The organism is Citrobacter sp. CK206, from assembly GCF_030333125.1.
GTDB classification, from domain to species: Bacteria; Pseudomonadota; Gammaproteobacteria; order Enterobacterales; family Enterobacteriaceae; genus Citrobacter_B; species Citrobacter_B koseri.
In genome coordinates, this window is the sequence record NZ_JAOWGM010000030.1 from 418,888 (window position 1) to 435,527 (window position 16,640).

Sequence of the window (16,640 nt, forward strand, 5' to 3'; positions counted from 1 at the left end):
CTTCTAATTGAAAACGATTTTCATTTAGGTTTAATTATCAATAAAACGTTAAAATAAATAACAAATCAGGCGGGATGAATATAGCCTTAGCTATGTTTTTTTGTTCGCGAATATACTTAAAATATAGTTCAGGCTATATCTGTAACTCATTGAGATGAAACAAGAAGTTTATATATTCTTTCCAGATCGTCGATATTTCGTACGCGAATAAGCAGGCGCCGTTGTTCTAATTGCATCACCAGTACGCCATCTTCCGATAAATTCATCTCTTTAATACGGTTATATTCTATCCAGACATTGGCGAAGAAAAAACCTTTCTGTTTGAAGATGATCCTGGGGGCGCGAACCCAAAAAATATAAAACCCCATCAGCGCCAGTGCACATAATAACCATGTGGTAATTTGCGCGCCGTGACTGGTAACGTTGTTGTAGATAAGAATGGCGACCAGGCCGACGAAGATAACGCTATCAACACGACCACGACGCAGCAGAGGCACTGCAAGCAGAGTGGGGCCGTTACGGCGGGGCATGATGAACTGATCGTAAATGGCGTAAGCCAGTAACGCGACAATAAAAAGAACCAGCACCAGGTCCGTGACAGTCATTAATCCTCCAGATAAAAAAACCGGGGCCAAAGGGCCCCGGTAGTGTACAACAGAATTACAGACCCAGCAGGCCGCACGCGTAACCGGCGATACCGATGACGAAGAAGCCAACGATGATCCACAGCGGGTTCACTTTCTTACGCAACAGCCACATGCAGGCGAAGGTCAGCAGCAGCGGAACCAGACCCGGCATCAACTGATCGAGAATGGTCTGCACGGTGGTGACGTTTTCTTTACCCGTCTGGTCAGTGATGCGTGATACCACCAGCGGAATATTGACGTGCGTCCACTTGTTAACCAGCGCTCCCATGACAAACAGGCCGAGGATTGACGCCCCCTCAGTCAGTTTTTGCAGGAAGCCGCCGCCCATATCCTTAACGATATCGACGCCTTTACGGTAGCCGTAAGCCACGCCGTAGTAACGGGTCGCCAGACGCACCAGGTTAAACAGAATAAAGAACAGCAACGGCCCCAGCAGGCTGCCGCTCATCGCGATACCCGCGCCCAGCGCGGCGAATACCGGACGAACCGTACCCCAGAAGATCGGGTCGCCCACACCTGCCAGTGGCCCCATCAGACCAACTTTGATACCGTTGATGGCACCATCGTCGATCTCCGCGCCGTTGGCGCGCTGTTCTTCCATCGCCAGCGTAACGCCCAGTACCGGAGCAGCAACGTAAGGATGGGTGTTGAAGAACTCCAGGTGACGTCTGATCGCCTGTTTACGCGCGTCGTTGTTTTCCGGGTACAGGCGTTTGATCGCCGGCACCATGGAGAAGCAGAAGCCCAGCGCCTGCATACGTTCGAAGTTCCATGACCCCTGGAACAGGTTAGAACGGATGAACACGCCACGAATATCACTCGGAGTGAGTTTTTTCTCAGTGGTAGTTTTAGTCATATCAACCATTTCGTTCACCTGTTAGTCCAGTTCGTTATCGAGATCGTTGTTACCAGCAGCCTGAGCTGGCGCACCGGCTACGCGGTTATATTTCGGGCTCAGTTGGATGTAGAGGATGGCCATTACCGCGCCAATTACGCCCAGAGCAACCAGGTTGAAGTTAGTGAATGCCGCAGTGACGAAGCCGAGGTAGAAGAACGGCATCAGATAGCCCGCACGCATCATGTTGATGACCATTGCGTAACCGACAACCACGATCATGCCGCCGGCGATGTTCAGACCGCTGGTCACGACTTCCGGGATCGCATTCAGCATGCCCTGAACTTCGCTGGTGCCGACAGAAATCGCCACGATAACCGCCGGAATCGCGATACGCATTGCCTGTAGGAACAGGGAGGATACGTGGATCCAGGACAGTGCCGTCAGGTTGCCGCTATCGGCCGCTTTATCCGCCGCGTGCTGGAATGCCACGGTGATGGTACGTACGATGATGGTCAGCACCTGACCTGCGGCCGCCAGTGGAATCGCCAGCGCGATACCTGCGCCAATGCCTTGATGACCGGCGATAACCAGCACGGTTGAAATAATGGAAGCCAGCGCGGCATCAGGCGCAACGGCAGCACCGATGTTCATCCAGCCAAGCGCGATCATTTCCAGGGTACCACCGATGATAATACCGGTTTTCATGTCCCCAAGAACGGCACCGATTAGCGTACAGGCCACCAATGGACGGTGGAACTGAAATTCATCAAGTACCGACTCCATACCCGCGATACATGCGACGATGAACACCAGCACAATCTGAAGAGTGGTAATCTCCATTGTACTTCTCCTATTGCTATACAGACTTAAGTGTGAATGCTAATTAAATGCCGGGTGGTTATTTCGCCACTTTGGCAATCAAATCCATCATTTTCAGTTTCTGATCGGTGGAAACTTTACGAACCTCAAGCTCGATACCGCGTTCGTTGAGCTTTTTAAAGGCGTCGATATCGGTCTCGTCGACGGAAACGGCGTTATTAACCTGCGTTTTACCCTGACGGAAAGCCATACCGCCAATGTTTACGGAAGTCACTTTCACGCCGCCTTCAACGATACGTTCCACATCGGTAGGGTTGGTGAACAGCAGCATCACACGTTCGCCTGCGTATTTCGGGTTGTTGTAGACACGAATCATCTTGGCAACGTCTACCACATGCGCCGTTACGCCCGGAGGTGCCACCTGTGTTAACAACGTTTTACGTACGGTGTCCGCCGCCACTTCATCACTCACGACGATGATGCGGGTGACGTTGGTCTCTTTGGTCCAGCGGGTGGCGACCTGGCCGTGAATCAAACGGTCATCGATACGGGCGAGACCGATTACCATGTAATCGTTGGGTCCCATTGGTTTAGCGGGCGCCGCCGCTTTTGGCGCAGCAACCGGCGCCGGAGCGGCTTTTTCAACCGGTTTCGCTTTCAGCGCTTTCACGCCTTCACGACCGGTTTCTACCGCCAGAGCGACTAATTCGTCAAAGCTCGGATTGTCATCGCGGGCCATGAACATTTCCACCAGCATCGGAATATTGACGCCAGCAATGACTTCATAGTGCTCTTTGTCGACGACAATACGGCTGGCAGCATTAAATGGACTGCCTCCCCATGTATCAACGAGAAACAGCACGCCTTTGCTGGTATCGAGTTTTGCCAACTGAGCGTTGTACTTTTCAATCAGCGTTTCGGCATTTTCGCCTGGAACGAAATCGATCCAGCCGACGTTTTCCTGCTCGCCTAACAGCATTTCTGCTGTTTTAAGTAACTGCTCTGCAGCCCAACCATGTGTGCCTATAACAATAGCAATGGTCACTTGCTACCTCCTTTATTATCGTTAACACATCAACGTGACAGATGTATTTTGAATCGCCGTCCGCACTCGAATCGATTCAGATAAGGGTTATAATGAAAAAACAGTTATTTCCGGGAATTATTTTAGATAGCGAAAAAAATATTTTATGTGATGAAGATCCGCAATTTAGCTTTCACATCAGAGAAATTTCGTAGTGTAAAATATCCCTGTAACATCTCATTGCAAAGGAAGGTAAATCTTTGCCAAAAAGACATTGTCTCTGTTATGTTTAGCTTCCGTTTAATTAGTAAGGAGTATAGGGCAGTAGCCCGCCGTATGGATCGTCACCGACGTCATTTCACTTTGAGGCCGTATCAGGCCTGTCTGTCTGGCTCTTTTGGCCGCAACCTTAATTCGCATATTGCTTTCTCGCCTGTTCGCTATTCCTTAAGCAGGAGCTTGTCATGGAATTCTTAATGGACCCCTCAATCTGGGCGGGTTTGCTCACGCTTGTTATCCTCGAAATTGTTCTGGGTATTGATAACCTGGTCTTTATCGCGATTCTGGCTGACAAGCTGCCGCCAAAGCAGCGTGATAAGGCGCGTCTTATCGGTTTGTCGCTGGCGCTGGTGATGCGTCTGGTCCTGCTGTCCATCATTTCGTGGATGGTGACCTTAACGAAACCACTCTTTACCGTCTGGGATCTCACCTTCTCAGGGCGCGATCTGATCATGCTCATCGGGGGTCTCTTCCTCCTGTTTAAGGCCACGACGGAGCTGCATGAGCGCCTGGAAAACCGCGAGCATGACTCGGGGCACGGCAAAGGCTATGCGAGTTTCTGGGTCGTGGTAACGCAGATCGTTATCCTTGATGCCGTCTTCTCCCTTGACGCGGTGATTACCGCCGTGGGTATGGTTAACCATCTGCCAGTGATGATGGCTGCCGTGGTGATTGCGATGGCGGTGATGCTGCTGGCGTCTAAGCCGCTTACCCGTTTCGTCAACCAGCATCCGACGGTTGTAGTGCTCTGTCTGAGCTTCCTGTTGATGATCGGTCTGAGCCTGGTGGCGGAAGGTTTTGGCTTCCATATTCCGAAAGGGTATCTGTACGCTGCTATCGGTTTCTCAATCGTCATCGAATTGTTCAACCAGATTGCGCGTCGTAACTTTATTCGCCATCAGTCAACGTTACCGCTGCGTGCACGCACCGCAGACGCCATCCTGCGACTGATGGGCGGTAAACGTCAGGCGAGCGCGCAGCACGAGTCTGACAGCCCGGCGACGGTGCCTGTACCTGAAGGCGCGTTTGCTGAAGAAGAGCGTTATATGATCAACGGCGTGCTGACCCTGGCGTCCCGTTCGCTACGCGGCATCATGACGCCTCGCGGTGAAATCAGTTGGGTGGATGCTGACCTGAGCGTGGATGAAATCCGCGAACAGTTACTCTCTTCTCCGCACAGCCTGTTCCCGGTGTGTCGCGGCGAACTGGATGAGATTATCGGTATTGTTCGCGCGAAAGAACTGCTGGTGGCGCTGGAAGAGGGCGTGGATGTGGCCGCGATTGCTTCGGAATCACCAGCGATTGTCGTCCCGGAAACGCTGGACCCGATTAATCTGCTGGGCGTCCTGCGTCGCGCTCGCGGCAGCTTCGTCATCGTCACCAACGAGTTTGGCGTCGTGCAGGGGCTGGTTACGCCGCTGGACGTGCTGGAAGCGATTGCCGGTGAGTTCCCGGATGCCGACGAAACGCCTGAGATCATTACCGAAGCGGGCGGCTGGCTGGTGAAGGGGGGAACGGATCTGCATGCCCTGCAACAGGCGCTGGATGTCGATAACCTGGTGAACGACGAGGAAGATATCGCCACCGTCGCAGGATTGGTTATCGCCGTAAACGGTCATATCCCGCAGGTGGGCGATGTTATCGACGTTGCGCCGCTTCATATCACGATTGTCGAAGCGAACGACTACCGTGTTGATTTGGTTCGTATTGTTAAAGAACAACCTGCTCACCACGAAGACGAATAAGCGCCGTTCCCCGGTAAGAGCGGGATCTAACGAAACGGCATAACGGGCGTCATGTGTCCGTTATGCCGGGCGGGCGGCGGTGCGCTACCCGCCAGCCACTGAGGAAAATCGTGAAGCGGCATAGGCCTTGCGAACAGAAATCCCTGTAACGTCTGAACGCCGTGTCCCCGCAAATATTGCGCCTGCTCTCGCGTTTCAACGCCTTCCGCTACCAGTTCAATATTCAGCCTTTGCCCCAGCGCGATGATGATATCGGTCACCGTGGAGTTCACCGCATCAGTACCGATCGCCGCGGTAAATGATTTGTCGATCTTCAGCACGTCCGGGCGCAATTTCTCCAGCCATGACAGCGAGCTGTTGCCGGTGCCAAAGTCATCAATGGCGAGCTTCACCCCTTTGCGGTGAAGTTCACGCATCAGCCGATAATCGACGTCCAGTAAGGCATCCCGTTCCGTCAGCTCAAGCACAAGTTGCTGAACAGGATGGGCGCTGAACCAGTAATGATTGAGATCTTTTAATAGCATGCCATGACGAAAATGGCTGGCCGCAACGTTGATGCCGATATGGAACTGGCTGTTCATCGGGAAGAAATGCCGCTGCCGAATAGTTTCCGCAATGACATAACGGGTAAGGGGGGCGATCAGGTTGTGTTCTTCGGCGATAGGAATAAAAACATCGGGAGAAATCCATCCCTGTCGCGGGTTATTCCAGCGCAGCAGGATCTCAACCCCCACGCATTGCTGCGTACGGGCATTTAACAGCGGCTGGCAAAACAGTTCAAATTCACGGGCGGCAAGGGCGAGATTGATCTCCCATGAAAAACTCATTCTGCTGGCCGTTGCCAGCCAGGCAAGGTATCCCACCAGTAAACTCAGCATCACCGCCAGCGGCAGCTGCGTCGGCAGGTGGCGTAGCGCCAGCTCGCCAGCGCCGGGCCCCGTCACGCTGATGGTGAAGGGGAAGTGCTGGGATGCGCGCTGATAACGTTTTTCACCGTTCAGGGCGGGTAGCGCCTCCACCACCCCCTGACCATAGAGTAAGTGGCGGTTGCCGACCGTCAGGCTTGCGCTGGCGATCTGCGGCTGTTGCGGTTCAAGCAGCATCATCGCCAGAAGATCAATATTGACGATCTCAAAGAGCCCGTTTTTGCCATCAGGCGATGACGGATACCACTGAATCAGAATCGGGCTGTCTTTGAGCAGGGACTGATCGGTAGACAGCAGCAACAGGTTATTCGGCGCGGGCAGATCGGGTTGTAGCTGGTGAATCGGCACGTTGCGTGAGCCAAAGATACTGGAGCAGTAGAGAATACCGTTCTGAACCAGACCAATGGAACGCACGGTTTGCAGTCTGGCGACCTGCTTACGCAGGGGAAAATGCGCGGCCGGGCAGGGTTGTCCTACCAGGGGCAGCAGGAGATCGCGCCCGGCCTGTAGAGGGCGGAGCACTTCATCCAGCGTCTCTACGGCGTGAGCGGCGAATGTTTCGGTGCGATGCTGATTTATATTTCGCTCCGAAATAAATCGGATACTCAATGTGAGGATAAGCGTGATCAGCGCACAGACCGTGCAGACGATGAAACGATTGCGGCGATAATTTTTAATGATCCGTTGTGCTGTTTGCATGCGGGCCGCCTGATAAGCCGTTGGTCACAAAAGCCAATTGCAACACAGCAAGTGTAGTGGGGAAATTTACCGCAGACGAGATTGATGAGAAAAATTCGCCCATCAGTGGGAGATGGGCGAAGTGGCAGGCTATGTTTTGTTAATCACACTGGACTTTAATCGCCAGTCCGCCGCGTGATGTTTCGCGGTACTTCGCGTTCATGTCCTTGCCGGTTTCGTACATGGTCTCAATGACTTTATCTAGCGAGACGCGCGGTGCGCTGGTACGGCGCATTGCCATACGCGCCGCGTTGATCGCTTTTACCGAAGCAATCGCGTTACGCTCGATACACGGCACCTGAACCTGACCGGCAACCGGGTCACAGGTCAGCCCCAGGTTGTGCTCCATGCCGATTTCCGCGGCGACGCACACCTGCTCCGGGCTGGCCCCAAGCAGCTCCGCCAGTCCTGCCGCCGCCATTGAGCAGGCGACGCCGACTTCTCCCTGGCAGCCGACTTCGGCGCCGGAAATCGAGGCGTTCATCTTGTACAGCGCGCCGATAGCGCCAGCGGCCAGGAAGTAACGGGTGTAGATATCCGGGCTGACGGGTTCAATGAAGTGGTCATAGTAAGCCAGCACCGCAGGCACGATCCCGCAAGCGCCGTTGGTCGGCGCCGTAACGACACGCCCGCCCGCGGCGTTTTCTTCGTTCACCGCCAGCGCAAACATATTGACCCAATCAATGACGTTCATCGGGTCGCTGGACAGTTTGTCGCTGGAAACCAGCATGCGACGCAGTGCGGAAGCACGACGCGGAACGCGCAGCGGCCCCGGCAGAACCCCTTCGGTATTCATCCCGCGATCGATACACGCCTGCATGGTCTGCCAGACGTTGGCGAAATACTCTTCGATTTCCTTTTTGCTGTGCAGCGCCAGTTCGTTCTGCATCACCATCCCGGAGAGCGACAGACCGGTGCTGTTGCAATATTCCAGCATTTCGGTCGCCGATTTAAACGGATAAGGGACGCTGACCTCATTGGCGGCGTCCTGACCAAAATGCTCTTCATCGACAATAAAGCCGCCGCCGATGGAATAATACGTTTTGCTATAAATGACGGTTTCGCCATTGTACGCGTGGATCTGCATTCCATTTTCATGCAATGGCAGGTTGCCATTGTGAAAACGCATCCCGTTATCCTGGGGAAAATCCACTTCGTGCTGGCCCTGCGCCAGTAACAGGCGACCGCGCGCTTCAACGTCGCGAATAAAATCAGGGATGCTGTCAATATCCACGGTGGCAGGTTCGTTACCCGCCAGACCCATAATAATGGCGATATCGGTGTGGTGACCTTTACCCGTGAGCGACAGTGAACCATACACGTCGACGGCGACACGGGTAACGCTATCCAGTAATCCTTTTTCGACCAGGTCATCGACGAACTGTTTACCCGCCTTCATAGGCCCTACAGTATGGGAGGATGAGGGACCAATCCCCACCTTAAACATGTCGAATAGACTAATCACGATAATACTCCTGACAGGGTGACCGGGCTTCCCGGTTACGATGTAATAACTGCGCATAGTGTAAGAGGGAACGCGGCGATCGGCTTAACTATTCACATGAATTAAACTAATGGATAACCACGTATTTACTAATGTTGGGACGGGAATCTCAAGTTGTGTTCTGCGCGTGTAAAGATAAGTATAGTCAGGGTCTCACGCCAATTTGCAGCGCCAGCTCACGAATTATTCCGGCGGTCATTCCCCAGACGAAATAATGCTCATACCACGAAAGCCATACGCGATGTGAATCGCCGCGTCGATAAATATCCAGCGGATGATAACGCCCCAGACGCAGGGCTTCTGAAAGCGGCATCTCAAAGACAGAGGCCACCTCATCTTCGCTGGCGTGATAATGCAGATTCGGGGGAATAATGCCGACCACCGGCGTAACCTGAAAACCCGTGACGCTGTCTACGGGCGGCAGCACGCCAATCACTTCGACGGATTCCGGCGGGATTGCCACCTCTTCCTGCGCTTCACGCAGCGCAGCGGCAATCAGCGACGCATCGCTGCTGTCAACGGCGCCGCCGGGGAACGCGACCTGACCGGCGTGTTTGCGCAGGCGTGCTGAACGCTGAGTCAGCAATAGACCCGGCCGGGCGCGGCGAACCACCGGGATCAGCACGGCAGCCTGACGATGGTTTAACGTCTCACCATTCACCTGCGGGCGCAAAAGTTGAAAGCGTGATAAAAAATCATCAAGGGTCAGGCTGCTGTTTTCCACGACTCAGTTCTCCAGTTGCTGCAAAATTCGATTCACTTTATCAAACGTCTCCTGATATTCCGCGTCCTCCTGGCTGTCCGCTACGATGCCGCCGCCCGCAGAGCAATAGAGATGCCCGTCTACAGCGGTAAGCGTGCGGATCGTGATGCTGGTGTCCATGTTGCCGCAAAAACTCAGGTAGCCGATGCTGCCGCACCAGGCGTTGCGCCTGTGCGGCTCCAGCGCGTCAATGATCTCCATCGCCCGGACTTTTGGCGCGCCGGTAATCGAACCGCCAGGAAAAGCGGCGCGCAGCAGATCGGTGGCATGTAAATTATCGGGCAAACGGGCGGTAATGGTACTGACAAGATGATGTACCGCCGGGAAGGGTTCAACCACAAACAGCTCGGGAACCTTGACCGACCCCGGAACGGCAACGCGGCCGACGTCGTTACGCATCAAATCGACAATCATCAGGTTTTCTGCGCGGTCTTTTGCCGACATCGCGAGCGTTAGCGCCTGCTGGCGATCCGCCTGCGGGTCGTCCAGCCGGGGAAGGGTGCCTTTGATTGGGCGAGTCTGAATGTGCCCCTCTTCGGACTGAATAAAGCGCTCGGGAGAAAGGCTCAGAATCGCACCGTCCTCCAGGCGCAAAAACGCGCTGAACGGGGCGCGGTTAGCGTGATTAAGCCGCACGAAGGCCAGCCATTCGTCTCCCTGATAGTCAGCCTGAAAACGCTGGGCGAGGTTAACCTGATAACAGTCGCCGCTGTGCAGCCAGCTCTGCACCTGGCGGAATTTTTCACCGTACTGCGCGCGGGTCATGTTTGATTGCCATGCGGAGGTCAACGCGAAGGGCTTTCGCACCGGCACCTGCTGGCGCGCCAGCCACTCAAGGCGAGCGTGAACATCGGTATGGCTCAGCAGAGAGACGGTCTGTCTGCGATGATCGACGATTAAGGCCCAGTCGTAAATGCCGATCGCCATATCCGGCAGGGTGATATCGCGCTGTGCGAGCGTGGGCAGGGATTCAAAACGGCGGCCAAGGTCGTAACCTAACAGCCCCAGCGCGCCGCCCTGAAACGGCAGATTGGGGTCATATGGCGGCTGGATGCCCGCAGACGCCAGCGCCGCCTGCAACACGGTCATGGGATCGTCAGAGGTCGTGGTCGTGCCATGCTTATCGCGCACGCGGGTCTCTTCGCCGTGTGTCGACAGCGTTGCCACGGGGTCGGCCACCAGAATATCAAAACGATTATGCGGATGTTCAGCATGACCGGAATGCAGCAGCATGGCCCAGGGCTGATGGCTCAGCGGGGCAAAATAGTACTCGGCGGCGTCCGGGCGCCACGGTAAAATAATAACAGCGGGTGATAATGTCTTCATCGGTCCTGGTCTACTGGCTATGTGCCGGGTAGCATGAAATAATTAGCGCAGACAATTTAGCAGGAGTTAACAATGTTTGCAGGTTTACCTTCACTCAGCCACGAGCAGCAACAAAAAGCGGTAGAGCGCATTCAGGAACTGATGTCGCAAGGAATGAGCAGCGGACAGGCAATCGCGCAGGTGGCGGATGAACTGCGCGCCACCCATACCGGCGAGCGGATCGTGGCGCGTTTTGAGGATGAGGACGAATAACGTCGCGTTACACTGCGGCGATAATCTTGATCTCAACTCTGTATTTCGGGTTCATTAGTCCGGCTTGCACCGTGCAACGTACCGGCGCGTGACCGGCAACGACCCACGCGTCCCAGGCTTTGTTCATGGCGGCAAAATCGCTTTTATCGGCCAGGAAAATAGTGGCATCAAGAATACGTGACTTACGGGTGCCCTGTTTTTCCAGCGCCGCATCAATTTGCGCCAGCGTGTTGGCGGTCTGTTCAAACGCATCGGCGTCGAGGTTTTCCGGTACACCGGTGTAATAAAGCGTGTTGTTATGGATTACTACATCAGACCAACGATCTTCGGCATCAATACGTATGATAGTCATAAATCATTCCTCGTTAACTTTCCGTTCGACGCGGCAAGACTGCCATAATGTTGCGTTGCCGTCACCTCTTCAACTGGCGTAAGCGACGGCGTCCTGACATAATCCCTGTTCAAATCAACAGGGGGTAGTGTGACGGACGATTTTGCAGCAGACGGTCAGTTGGCTAAAGCGATACCGGGATTTAAACCGCGCGAACCACAGCGGCAGATGGCCGTTGCCGTCACGCATGCTATTGAAAAATCACAACCGCTTGTTGTCGAAGCCGGGACGGGGACAGGCAAAACCTATGCCTACCTCGCGCCGGCGTTACGCGCCGGAAAAAAAGTGATCATCTCGACGGGATCGAAAGCGTTGCAGGATCAGCTCTACAGTCGCGATCTTCCCACCGTCTCAAACGCCCTCAAATTCACCGGTAAACTGGCGCTGTTGAAAGGACGCTCTAACTATCTTTGTCTGGAACGTCTCGAACAGCAAGCGCTGGCGGGCGGCGATTTGCCGGTACAAATTTTAAGCGATGTGATTTTGCTGCGTTCGTGGTCGAATCAGACCGAAGACGGCGACATCAGTACCTGCGTCAGCGTAGCGGAAGACTCGCAGGCGTGGCCACTGGTCACCAGCACCAATGACAACTGTCTGGGCAGCGACTGCCCGCTGTATAAAGACTGTTTTGTGGTTAAAGCGCGTAAAAAGGCGATGGACGCCGATGTGGTTATCGTCAACCACCATCTTTTCCTCGCGGATATGGTGGTCAAAGAGAGTGGGTTTGGCGAACTGATCCCGGAGGCGGAGGTGATGATCTTCGATGAGGCCCACCAGCTTCCTGATATCGCCAGCCAGTATTTCGGCCAGTCGCTCTCCAGCCGACAGCTTCTCGACCTGGCGAAAGATTTTACCATCGCCTACCGCACGGAATTGAAAGATACCCAGCAGTTGCAGAAATGCGCCGACCGACTGGCGCAGAGTGCGCAGGATTTTCGCCTGCAACTGGGCGAGCCGGGCTATCGCGGAAATTTACGTGAGCTGCTGGCCGACCAACGGGTACAGCGCGCGCTATTGCTGCTCGACGATACGCTTGAGCTTTGCTACGACGTGGCAAAACTGTCTCTGGGGCGTTCCGCATTGCTGGATGCCGCTTTCGAGCGTGCGACCTTGTATCGCGCGCGGCTGAAACGCTTAAAAGAGATCAACCAGCCAGGGTACAGCTACTGGTACGAATGCACGTCGCGCCATTTCACGCTGGCGCTCACTCCGCTTACGGTCGCGGATAAATTCAAAGAGGTGATGGCGCAGAAACCCGGCAGTTGGATTTTTACCTCTGCCACGCTGTCGGTGAACGACGATCTCCATCACTTTACGGCGCGGCTGGGCATTGAACAGGCCGAATCGATGCTGTTGCCCAGTCCGTTCGACTATACCCGCCAGGCGCTGTTGTGCGTGCCGCGTAACCTGCCGCAGACCAACCAGCCGGGCTCTGCCCGACAGCTGGCGGCAATGTTAAGACCGATCATCGAAGCCAACAATGGCCGCTGCTTTATGCTGTGTACGTCGCATGCCATGATGCGCGATCTGGCGGAACAGTTCCGCGCCACCATGACGCTGCCCGTCCTGTTGCAGGGCGAAACCAGCAAAGGTCAACTGCTGCAACAGTTCGTCAGCGCCGGTAATGCGCTACTGGTCGCAACCAGCAGCTTCTGGGAAGGGGTGGATGTGCGCGGCGATACGCTGTCGCTGGTGATTATCGATAAATTACCTTTTACCTCTCCTGACGATCCCTTGCTGAAAGCGCGGATGGAGGATTGTCGTCTGCGCGGCGGCGATCCGTTTGATGAAGTGCAGCTACCCGACGCGGTCATCACGCTGAAACAAGGGGTGGGGCGTCTGATTCGCGATTCTGACGATCGTGGGGTGTTGGTGATTTGTGATAACCGGCTGGTGATGCGACCGTATGGCGCCACCTTCCTGGCGAGCCTGCCGCCCACGCCGCGCACCCGGGACATCGCCCGCGCCGTCAGATTTCTCGCCATACCAACGGCCGAGTAATTTGTTACGGAGTATGGTAAGATGCGCGCCATTTTATTGATTTAAGCACGAAGACCCATGCGAATTCTGGCTATCGATACCGCCACAGAAGCGTGTTCCGTTGCCCTGTGGAATGACGGTAATATCAACGCTCATTTTGAGCTTTGCCCACGAGAACATACCCAACGTATTTTGCCGATGGTGCAGGATATCCTGGCCGCCAACAGCATTACGCTTACCGATATCGACGCGCTGGCGTTTGGTCGCGGCCCCGGCAGTTTTACCGGCGTGCGTATTGGCATTGGCATTGCGCAGGGGCTGGCGCTGGGCGCGAACCTGCCGATGACTGGCGTTTCAACGCTGGCGACAATGGCGCAGGGCGCCTGGCGTAAAAGCGGCGCGACGCGCGTGCTGGCGGCGATTGACGCACGTATGGGCGAAGTCTACTGGGCGGAATACCAGCGTGATGAAAATGGCGTCTGGCACGGGGAAGAGACCGAGGCCGTGTTAAATCCCGGGCTGGTTAGCGAACGGTTGAAGCAGCTTTCCGGGGAGTGGGCTACTGTTGGCACAGGCTGGCCTGCATGGCCTGATCTGGGTAAAGACAGCGGTCTGGCTTTGCGCGATGGCGACGTTCTGCTTCCGGCGGCGGAGGATATGCTGCCTCTCGCCAGTCAGATGCTGGCAGCGGGGAAAACCGTCGCGGTTGAACAGGCCGAACCGGTTTATTTACGTAACAACGTCGCGTGGAAGAAACTTCCGGGCAAAGAATGAATCTCAGTATTATCACCCTGAATAATTTGAACGTAGCTGTTACACACAGGCAGTTTGAAGTATGACGAGAATATGTGCTGAGAAAAAAGGAGTCGCACTATGGCGGTTCAACAACAGGTAATGAAAGGAATTCTGGCGGGAGTGGTCGCGTTAACGCTGAGTGGCTGCGTTACCGTCCCGGATGCCATCAAAGGTTCCAGTCCCACGCCGCAGCAGGATCTGGTGCGGGTTATGAATGCGCCGCAGCTGTACGTCGGCCAGGAAGCGCGTTTTGGCGGTAAAGTGGTGGATGTGCAAAACCAGCAGGGAAAAACGCGGCTGGAAATCGCCAGCGTGCCGCTTGATAACGGCGCGCGTCCGATCCTCGGAGAGGCTTCGCGAGGGCGGATTTATGCCGACGTGAACGGCTTCCTTGACCCGGTAGACTTCCGTGGGCAACTGGTGACGGTCGTCGGGCCGATTACCGGCACGGTGGACGGTAAGGTCGGCAGTACGCCGTATAAGTTTATGCTGATGCAGGCAACGGGCTATAAACGCTGGCACCTTACTCAGCAGATCGTCATGCCGCCGCAGCCGATCGATCCCTGGTTCTACGGTGGACGAGGCTGGCCGTACGGCTATGGCGGTTGGGGATGGTATAACCCAGGCCCCGCACAGGTTCAAACGATCGTAACTGAATAACCCCTTGTTTTATCAGTAAAAGAAACAGCGGCTGGTCCGCTGTTTCTGCATTAATACGGACATAAGAAAAATAAATAGTGACGCGCTTCGCAACCTTTTCGTTGAGTGATTAATAAACTGGTACGCTGAGTTAATATTATGTTAACGACTTGTTTATTAACTGGGGTTGCGATGACGACGAACACTCATTTTAGAGGTGATGCTTTGAAGAAGGTTTGGCTTAACCGATATCCCGCTGATGTCCCGGCGGAGATCAATCCTGACCGTTATCAATCCCTGGTTGAATTATTTGAACATGCCGTCGTGCGTTACGCCGACCAGCCTGCGTTCGTCAATATGGGGGAGGTGATGACCTTCCGCAAACTGGAAGAGCGCAGCCGGGCATTCGCGGCCTATTTGCAGGAAGGGCTGGGCCTCAAAAAAGGCGACCGCGTCGCGCTAATGATGCCGAATCTGCTGCAATACCCGGTCGCGCTGTTTGGTATTTTGCGCGCCGGGATGATCGTCGTGAATGTCAACCCGCTGTATACGCCGCGTGAGCTTGAGCATCAGCTCAATGACAGCGGGGCGGCGGCTATCGTGATCGTCTCTAACTTTGCCCACACGCTGGAAAAAGTGGTCGATAAAACGTCCGTACAGCACGTAATTCTGACGCGCATGGGCGACCAGCTTTCTACTGCGAAAGGTACGCTGGTTAACTTTGTCGTGAAATACATTAAGCGTCTGGTGCCGAAATATCACCTGCCGGACGCGATCTCTTTTCGCCGCGCGCTACACGCAGGTTATCGGATGCAGTACGTGAAGCCTGAGCTGGTCACCGAAGATCTGGCGTTCCTGCAATACACGGGCGGTACAACCGGCGTAGCGAAAGGCGCGATGCTGACGCACCGCAACATGCTGGCAAACTTGGAGCAGGTAAAAGGCACCTACGGGCCGTTGCTGCATGAGGGGAAAGAGCTGGTGGTGACGGCGTTGCCGCTGTATCACATTTTCGCGTTGACCATGAACTGCCTGCTGTTTATTGAATTGGGCGGGCAAAACCTGCTCATCACTAACCCGCGCGACATTCCGGGCATGGTGAAAGAGCTGGCGAAATATCCGTTTACCGCGATGACCGGCGTTAACACCCTGTTTAACGCCTTGCTGAACAACAAAGAATTCCAGCAACTGGACTTCTCTACGCTGCACCTTTCTGCTGGCGGCGGTATGCCGGTACAGCATGCGGTTGCAGAACGCTGGGTGAAACTGACCGGACAATATTTGCTTGAAGGCTACGGTCTGACCGAGTGTGCGCCGTTGGTCAGCGTGAACCCGCATGATATCGATTATCACAGCGGCAGTATCGGGCTGCCCGTTCCCTCTACCGATGTAAAACTGGTGGATGACGAAGGCAACGAGGTGCCGACAGGCGAGCCTGGCGAGCTGTGTGTGAAGGGGCCGCAGGTGATGCTGGGATACTGGCAGCGCCCGGACGCGACGGATGAAATCGTCAAAGACGGCTGGCTTTACACGGGGGATATCGCGGTGATTGATGACGAAGGGTTCTTGCGCATCGTCGATCGCAAAAAAGATATGATTCTGGTTTCCGGCTTTAACGTCTATCCTAATGAAATTGAAGACGTGGTGATGCAGCATCCTGGCGTTCAGGAAGTGGCGGCAGTCGGCGTACCTTCGGGCAGCAGCGGTGAAAGCGTGAAAATCTTTGTCGTGAAGAAAGACCCGGCGTTGACCGATGAGGCATTGATTACCTTCTGTCGTCGCCAGTTGACGGGGTATAAAGTGCCGAAGCTGGTGGAGTTTCGCGACGAACTGCCTAAATCGAACGTCGGAAAAATTTTACGACGAGAATTACGTGACGAAGCGCGTGGCAAAGTAGACAATAAAGCCTGAGCTTTAAGCAAGTCGCCAGACGCCGGTTAAGCCGGCGTTTTTTTTGGCGCAAACTAAAGAGAA

General features: G+C 54.7%; 16 protein-coding genes. 7 read left to right on the forward strand and 9 right to left on the reverse strand.

Annotated elements, in window-relative coordinates:
- Positions 1-146 precede the first annotated feature (146 nt).
- Genes OGX81_RS19285 through manX form a run of 4 tightly spaced genes read right to left on the reverse strand, consistent with a single transcriptional unit; the run spans position 147 to position 3,349 of the window.
- Positions 147-605: a DUF986 family protein gene (locus tag OGX81_RS19285; protein WP_012132052.1), complete on the reverse strand. Its 459-nt coding sequence runs from the start codon at positions 603-605 to the stop codon at positions 147-149.
- A gap of 55 nt (positions 606-660) precedes the next feature.
- Complete coding sequence (gene manZ / locus OGX81_RS19290; RefSeq protein WP_012132053.1) at positions 661-1,512, reverse strand: PTS mannose transporter subunit IID; 852 nt, start codon at positions 1,510-1,512, stop codon at positions 661-663.
- Between the two features lie 12 nt (positions 1,513-1,524).
- The gene (gene manY / locus OGX81_RS19295; RefSeq protein ID WP_012132054.1) at positions 1,525-2,325 is read right to left on the reverse strand and encodes a PTS mannose transporter subunit IIC; all 801 of its coding nucleotides are present in this window, start codon (positions 2,323-2,325) and stop codon (positions 1,525-1,527) included.
- A gap of 58 nt (positions 2,326-2,383) precedes the next feature.
- Entirely contained in the window at positions 2,384-3,349 is a 966-nt protein-coding gene (gene manX, locus OGX81_RS19300) for a PTS mannose transporter subunit IIAB (protein ID WP_104868552.1), read from the reverse strand.
- Between the two features lie 315 nt (positions 3,350-3,664).
- Here manX and OGX81_RS22165 point away from each other — a divergent pair, with 315 nt between their 5' ends.
- Together OGX81_RS22165 and yoaE are read left to right on the forward strand one after the other, a co-directional pair.
- Complete coding sequence (locus OGX81_RS22165) at positions 3,665-3,805, forward strand: protein YoaL (protein ID WP_371320444.1); 141 nt, start codon at positions 3,665-3,667, stop codon at positions 3,803-3,805.
- Positions 3,793-5,352, forward strand: coding sequence for a CNNM family cation transport protein YoaE (gene yoaE, locus OGX81_RS19305; protein WP_047463233.1), 1,560 nt, complete (start codon positions 3,793-3,795; stop codon positions 5,350-5,352). Before OGX81_RS22165 ends, yoaE begins: the two co-directional genes overlap by 13 nt.
- Positions 5,353-5,378: 26 nt before the next feature.
- Here yoaE and pdeD read toward each other — a convergent pair whose 3' ends face one another.
- The 4 genes from pdeD to pabB form a co-directional block, all read right to left on the reverse strand.
- The gene (gene pdeD / locus OGX81_RS19310; RefSeq protein ID WP_104868553.1) at positions 5,379-6,977 is read right to left on the reverse strand and encodes a cyclic di-3',5'-guanosine monophosphate phosphodiesterase PdeD; all 1,599 of its coding nucleotides are present in this window, start codon (positions 6,975-6,977) and stop codon (positions 5,379-5,381) included.
- A gap of 139 nt (positions 6,978-7,116) precedes the next feature.
- Positions 7,117-8,481: an L-serine ammonia-lyase gene (sdaA, locus tag OGX81_RS19315; protein WP_104868554.1), complete on the reverse strand. Its 1,365-nt coding sequence runs from the start codon at positions 8,479-8,481 to the stop codon at positions 7,117-7,119.
- Positions 8,482-8,665: 184 nt separating this feature from the next.
- Positions 8,666-9,244, reverse strand: coding sequence for a CoA pyrophosphatase (locus OGX81_RS19320; protein WP_047463238.1), 579 nt, complete (start codon positions 9,242-9,244; stop codon positions 8,666-8,668).
- Between the two features lie 3 nt (positions 9,245-9,247).
- A complete protein-coding gene (gene pabB / locus OGX81_RS19325) occupies positions 9,248-10,609 on the reverse strand; it encodes an aminodeoxychorismate synthase component 1 (RefSeq protein WP_104868555.1) in 1,362 nt (453 codons plus the stop codon).
- Between the two features lie 72 nt (positions 10,610-10,681).
- Here pabB and OGX81_RS19330 point away from each other — a divergent pair, with 72 nt between their 5' ends.
- Positions 10,682-10,861 carry a YoaH family protein gene (locus OGX81_RS19330; protein ID WP_012132063.1) on the forward strand — a complete coding sequence of 60 codons (180 nt, stop codon included), beginning with the start codon at positions 10,682-10,684 and terminating at the stop codon, positions 10,859-10,861.
- Between the two features lie 7 nt (positions 10,862-10,868).
- On the opposite strand, the gene OGX81_RS19335 is transcribed toward OGX81_RS19330, so the two are convergent.
- Positions 10,869-11,213 (reverse strand): RidA family protein, encoded by a 345-nt coding sequence (locus OGX81_RS19335; RefSeq protein WP_012132064.1) that lies wholly within the window; start codon positions 11,211-11,213, stop codon positions 10,869-10,871.
- Positions 11,214-11,342: 129 nt separating this feature from the next.
- Here OGX81_RS19335 and yoaA point away from each other — a divergent pair, with 129 nt between their 5' ends.
- The 4 genes from yoaA to fadD all read left to right on the forward strand — a co-directional run bounded on the left by yoaA (position 11,343) and on the right by fadD (position 16,577).
- On the forward strand, positions 11,343-13,253 hold the full coding sequence (gene yoaA / locus OGX81_RS19340) for a DNA repair helicase YoaA (protein WP_104868556.1): 1,911 nt from the start codon (positions 11,343-11,345) through the stop codon (positions 13,251-13,253).
- Between the two features lie 57 nt (positions 13,254-13,310).
- The gene (gene tsaB / locus OGX81_RS19345) at positions 13,311-14,006 is read left to right on the forward strand and encodes a tRNA (adenosine(37)-N6)-threonylcarbamoyltransferase complex dimerization subunit type 1 TsaB (protein ID WP_047463242.1); all 696 of its coding nucleotides are present in this window, start codon (positions 13,311-13,313) and stop codon (positions 14,004-14,006) included.
- Between the two features lie 99 nt (positions 14,007-14,105).
- Complete coding sequence (locus tag OGX81_RS19350; RefSeq protein ID WP_047463245.1) at positions 14,106-14,687, forward strand: Slp family lipoprotein; 582 nt, start codon at positions 14,106-14,108, stop codon at positions 14,685-14,687.
- Between the two features lie 204 nt (positions 14,688-14,891).
- Positions 14,892-16,577: a long-chain-fatty-acid--CoA ligase FadD gene (gene fadD / locus OGX81_RS19355; RefSeq protein ID WP_080750364.1), complete on the forward strand. Its 1,686-nt coding sequence runs from the start codon at positions 14,892-14,894 to the stop codon at positions 16,575-16,577.
- Positions 16,578-16,640: the final 63 nt, after the last annotated feature.

What these genes read in the sequence shown, in the direction of transcription:
- OGX81_RS19285 (WP_012132052.1), bottom strand. Translation starts at nt 605, where the DNA reads ATGACTGTCACGGACCTGGTGCTGGTTCTTTTTATTGTCGCGTTACTG.
- manZ (WP_012132053.1), bottom strand. Translation starts at nt 1,512, where the DNA reads ATGGTTGATATGACTAAAACTACCACTGAGAAAAAACTCACTCCGAGT.
- manY (WP_012132054.1), bottom strand. Translation starts at nt 2,325, where the DNA reads ATGGAGATTACCACTCTTCAGATTGTGCTGGTGTTCATCGTCGCATGT.
- OGX81_RS22165 (WP_371320444.1), top strand. Translation starts at nt 3,665, where the DNA reads ATGGATCGTCACCGACGTCATTTCACTTTGAGGCCGTATCAGGCCTGT.
- yoaE (WP_047463233.1), top strand. Translation starts at nt 3,793, where the DNA reads ATGGAATTCTTAATGGACCCCTCAATCTGGGCGGGTTTGCTCACGCTT.
- pdeD (WP_104868553.1), bottom strand. Translation starts at nt 6,977, where the DNA reads ATGCAAACAGCACAACGGATCATTAAAAATTATCGCCGCAATCGTTTC.
- pabB (WP_104868555.1), bottom strand. Translation starts at nt 10,609, where the DNA reads ATGAAGACATTATCACCCGCTGTTATTATTTTACCGTGGCGCCCGGAC.
- OGX81_RS19330 (WP_012132063.1), top strand. Translation starts at nt 10,682, where the DNA reads ATGTTTGCAGGTTTACCTTCACTCAGCCACGAGCAGCAACAAAAAGCG.
- OGX81_RS19335 (WP_012132064.1), bottom strand. Translation starts at nt 11,213, where the DNA reads ATGACTATCATACGTATTGATGCCGAAGATCGTTGGTCTGATGTAGTA.
- tsaB (WP_047463242.1), top strand. Translation starts at nt 13,311, where the DNA reads ATGCGAATTCTGGCTATCGATACCGCCACAGAAGCGTGTTCCGTTGCC.
- OGX81_RS19350 (WP_047463245.1), top strand. Translation starts at nt 14,106, where the DNA reads ATGGCGGTTCAACAACAGGTAATGAAAGGAATTCTGGCGGGAGTGGTC.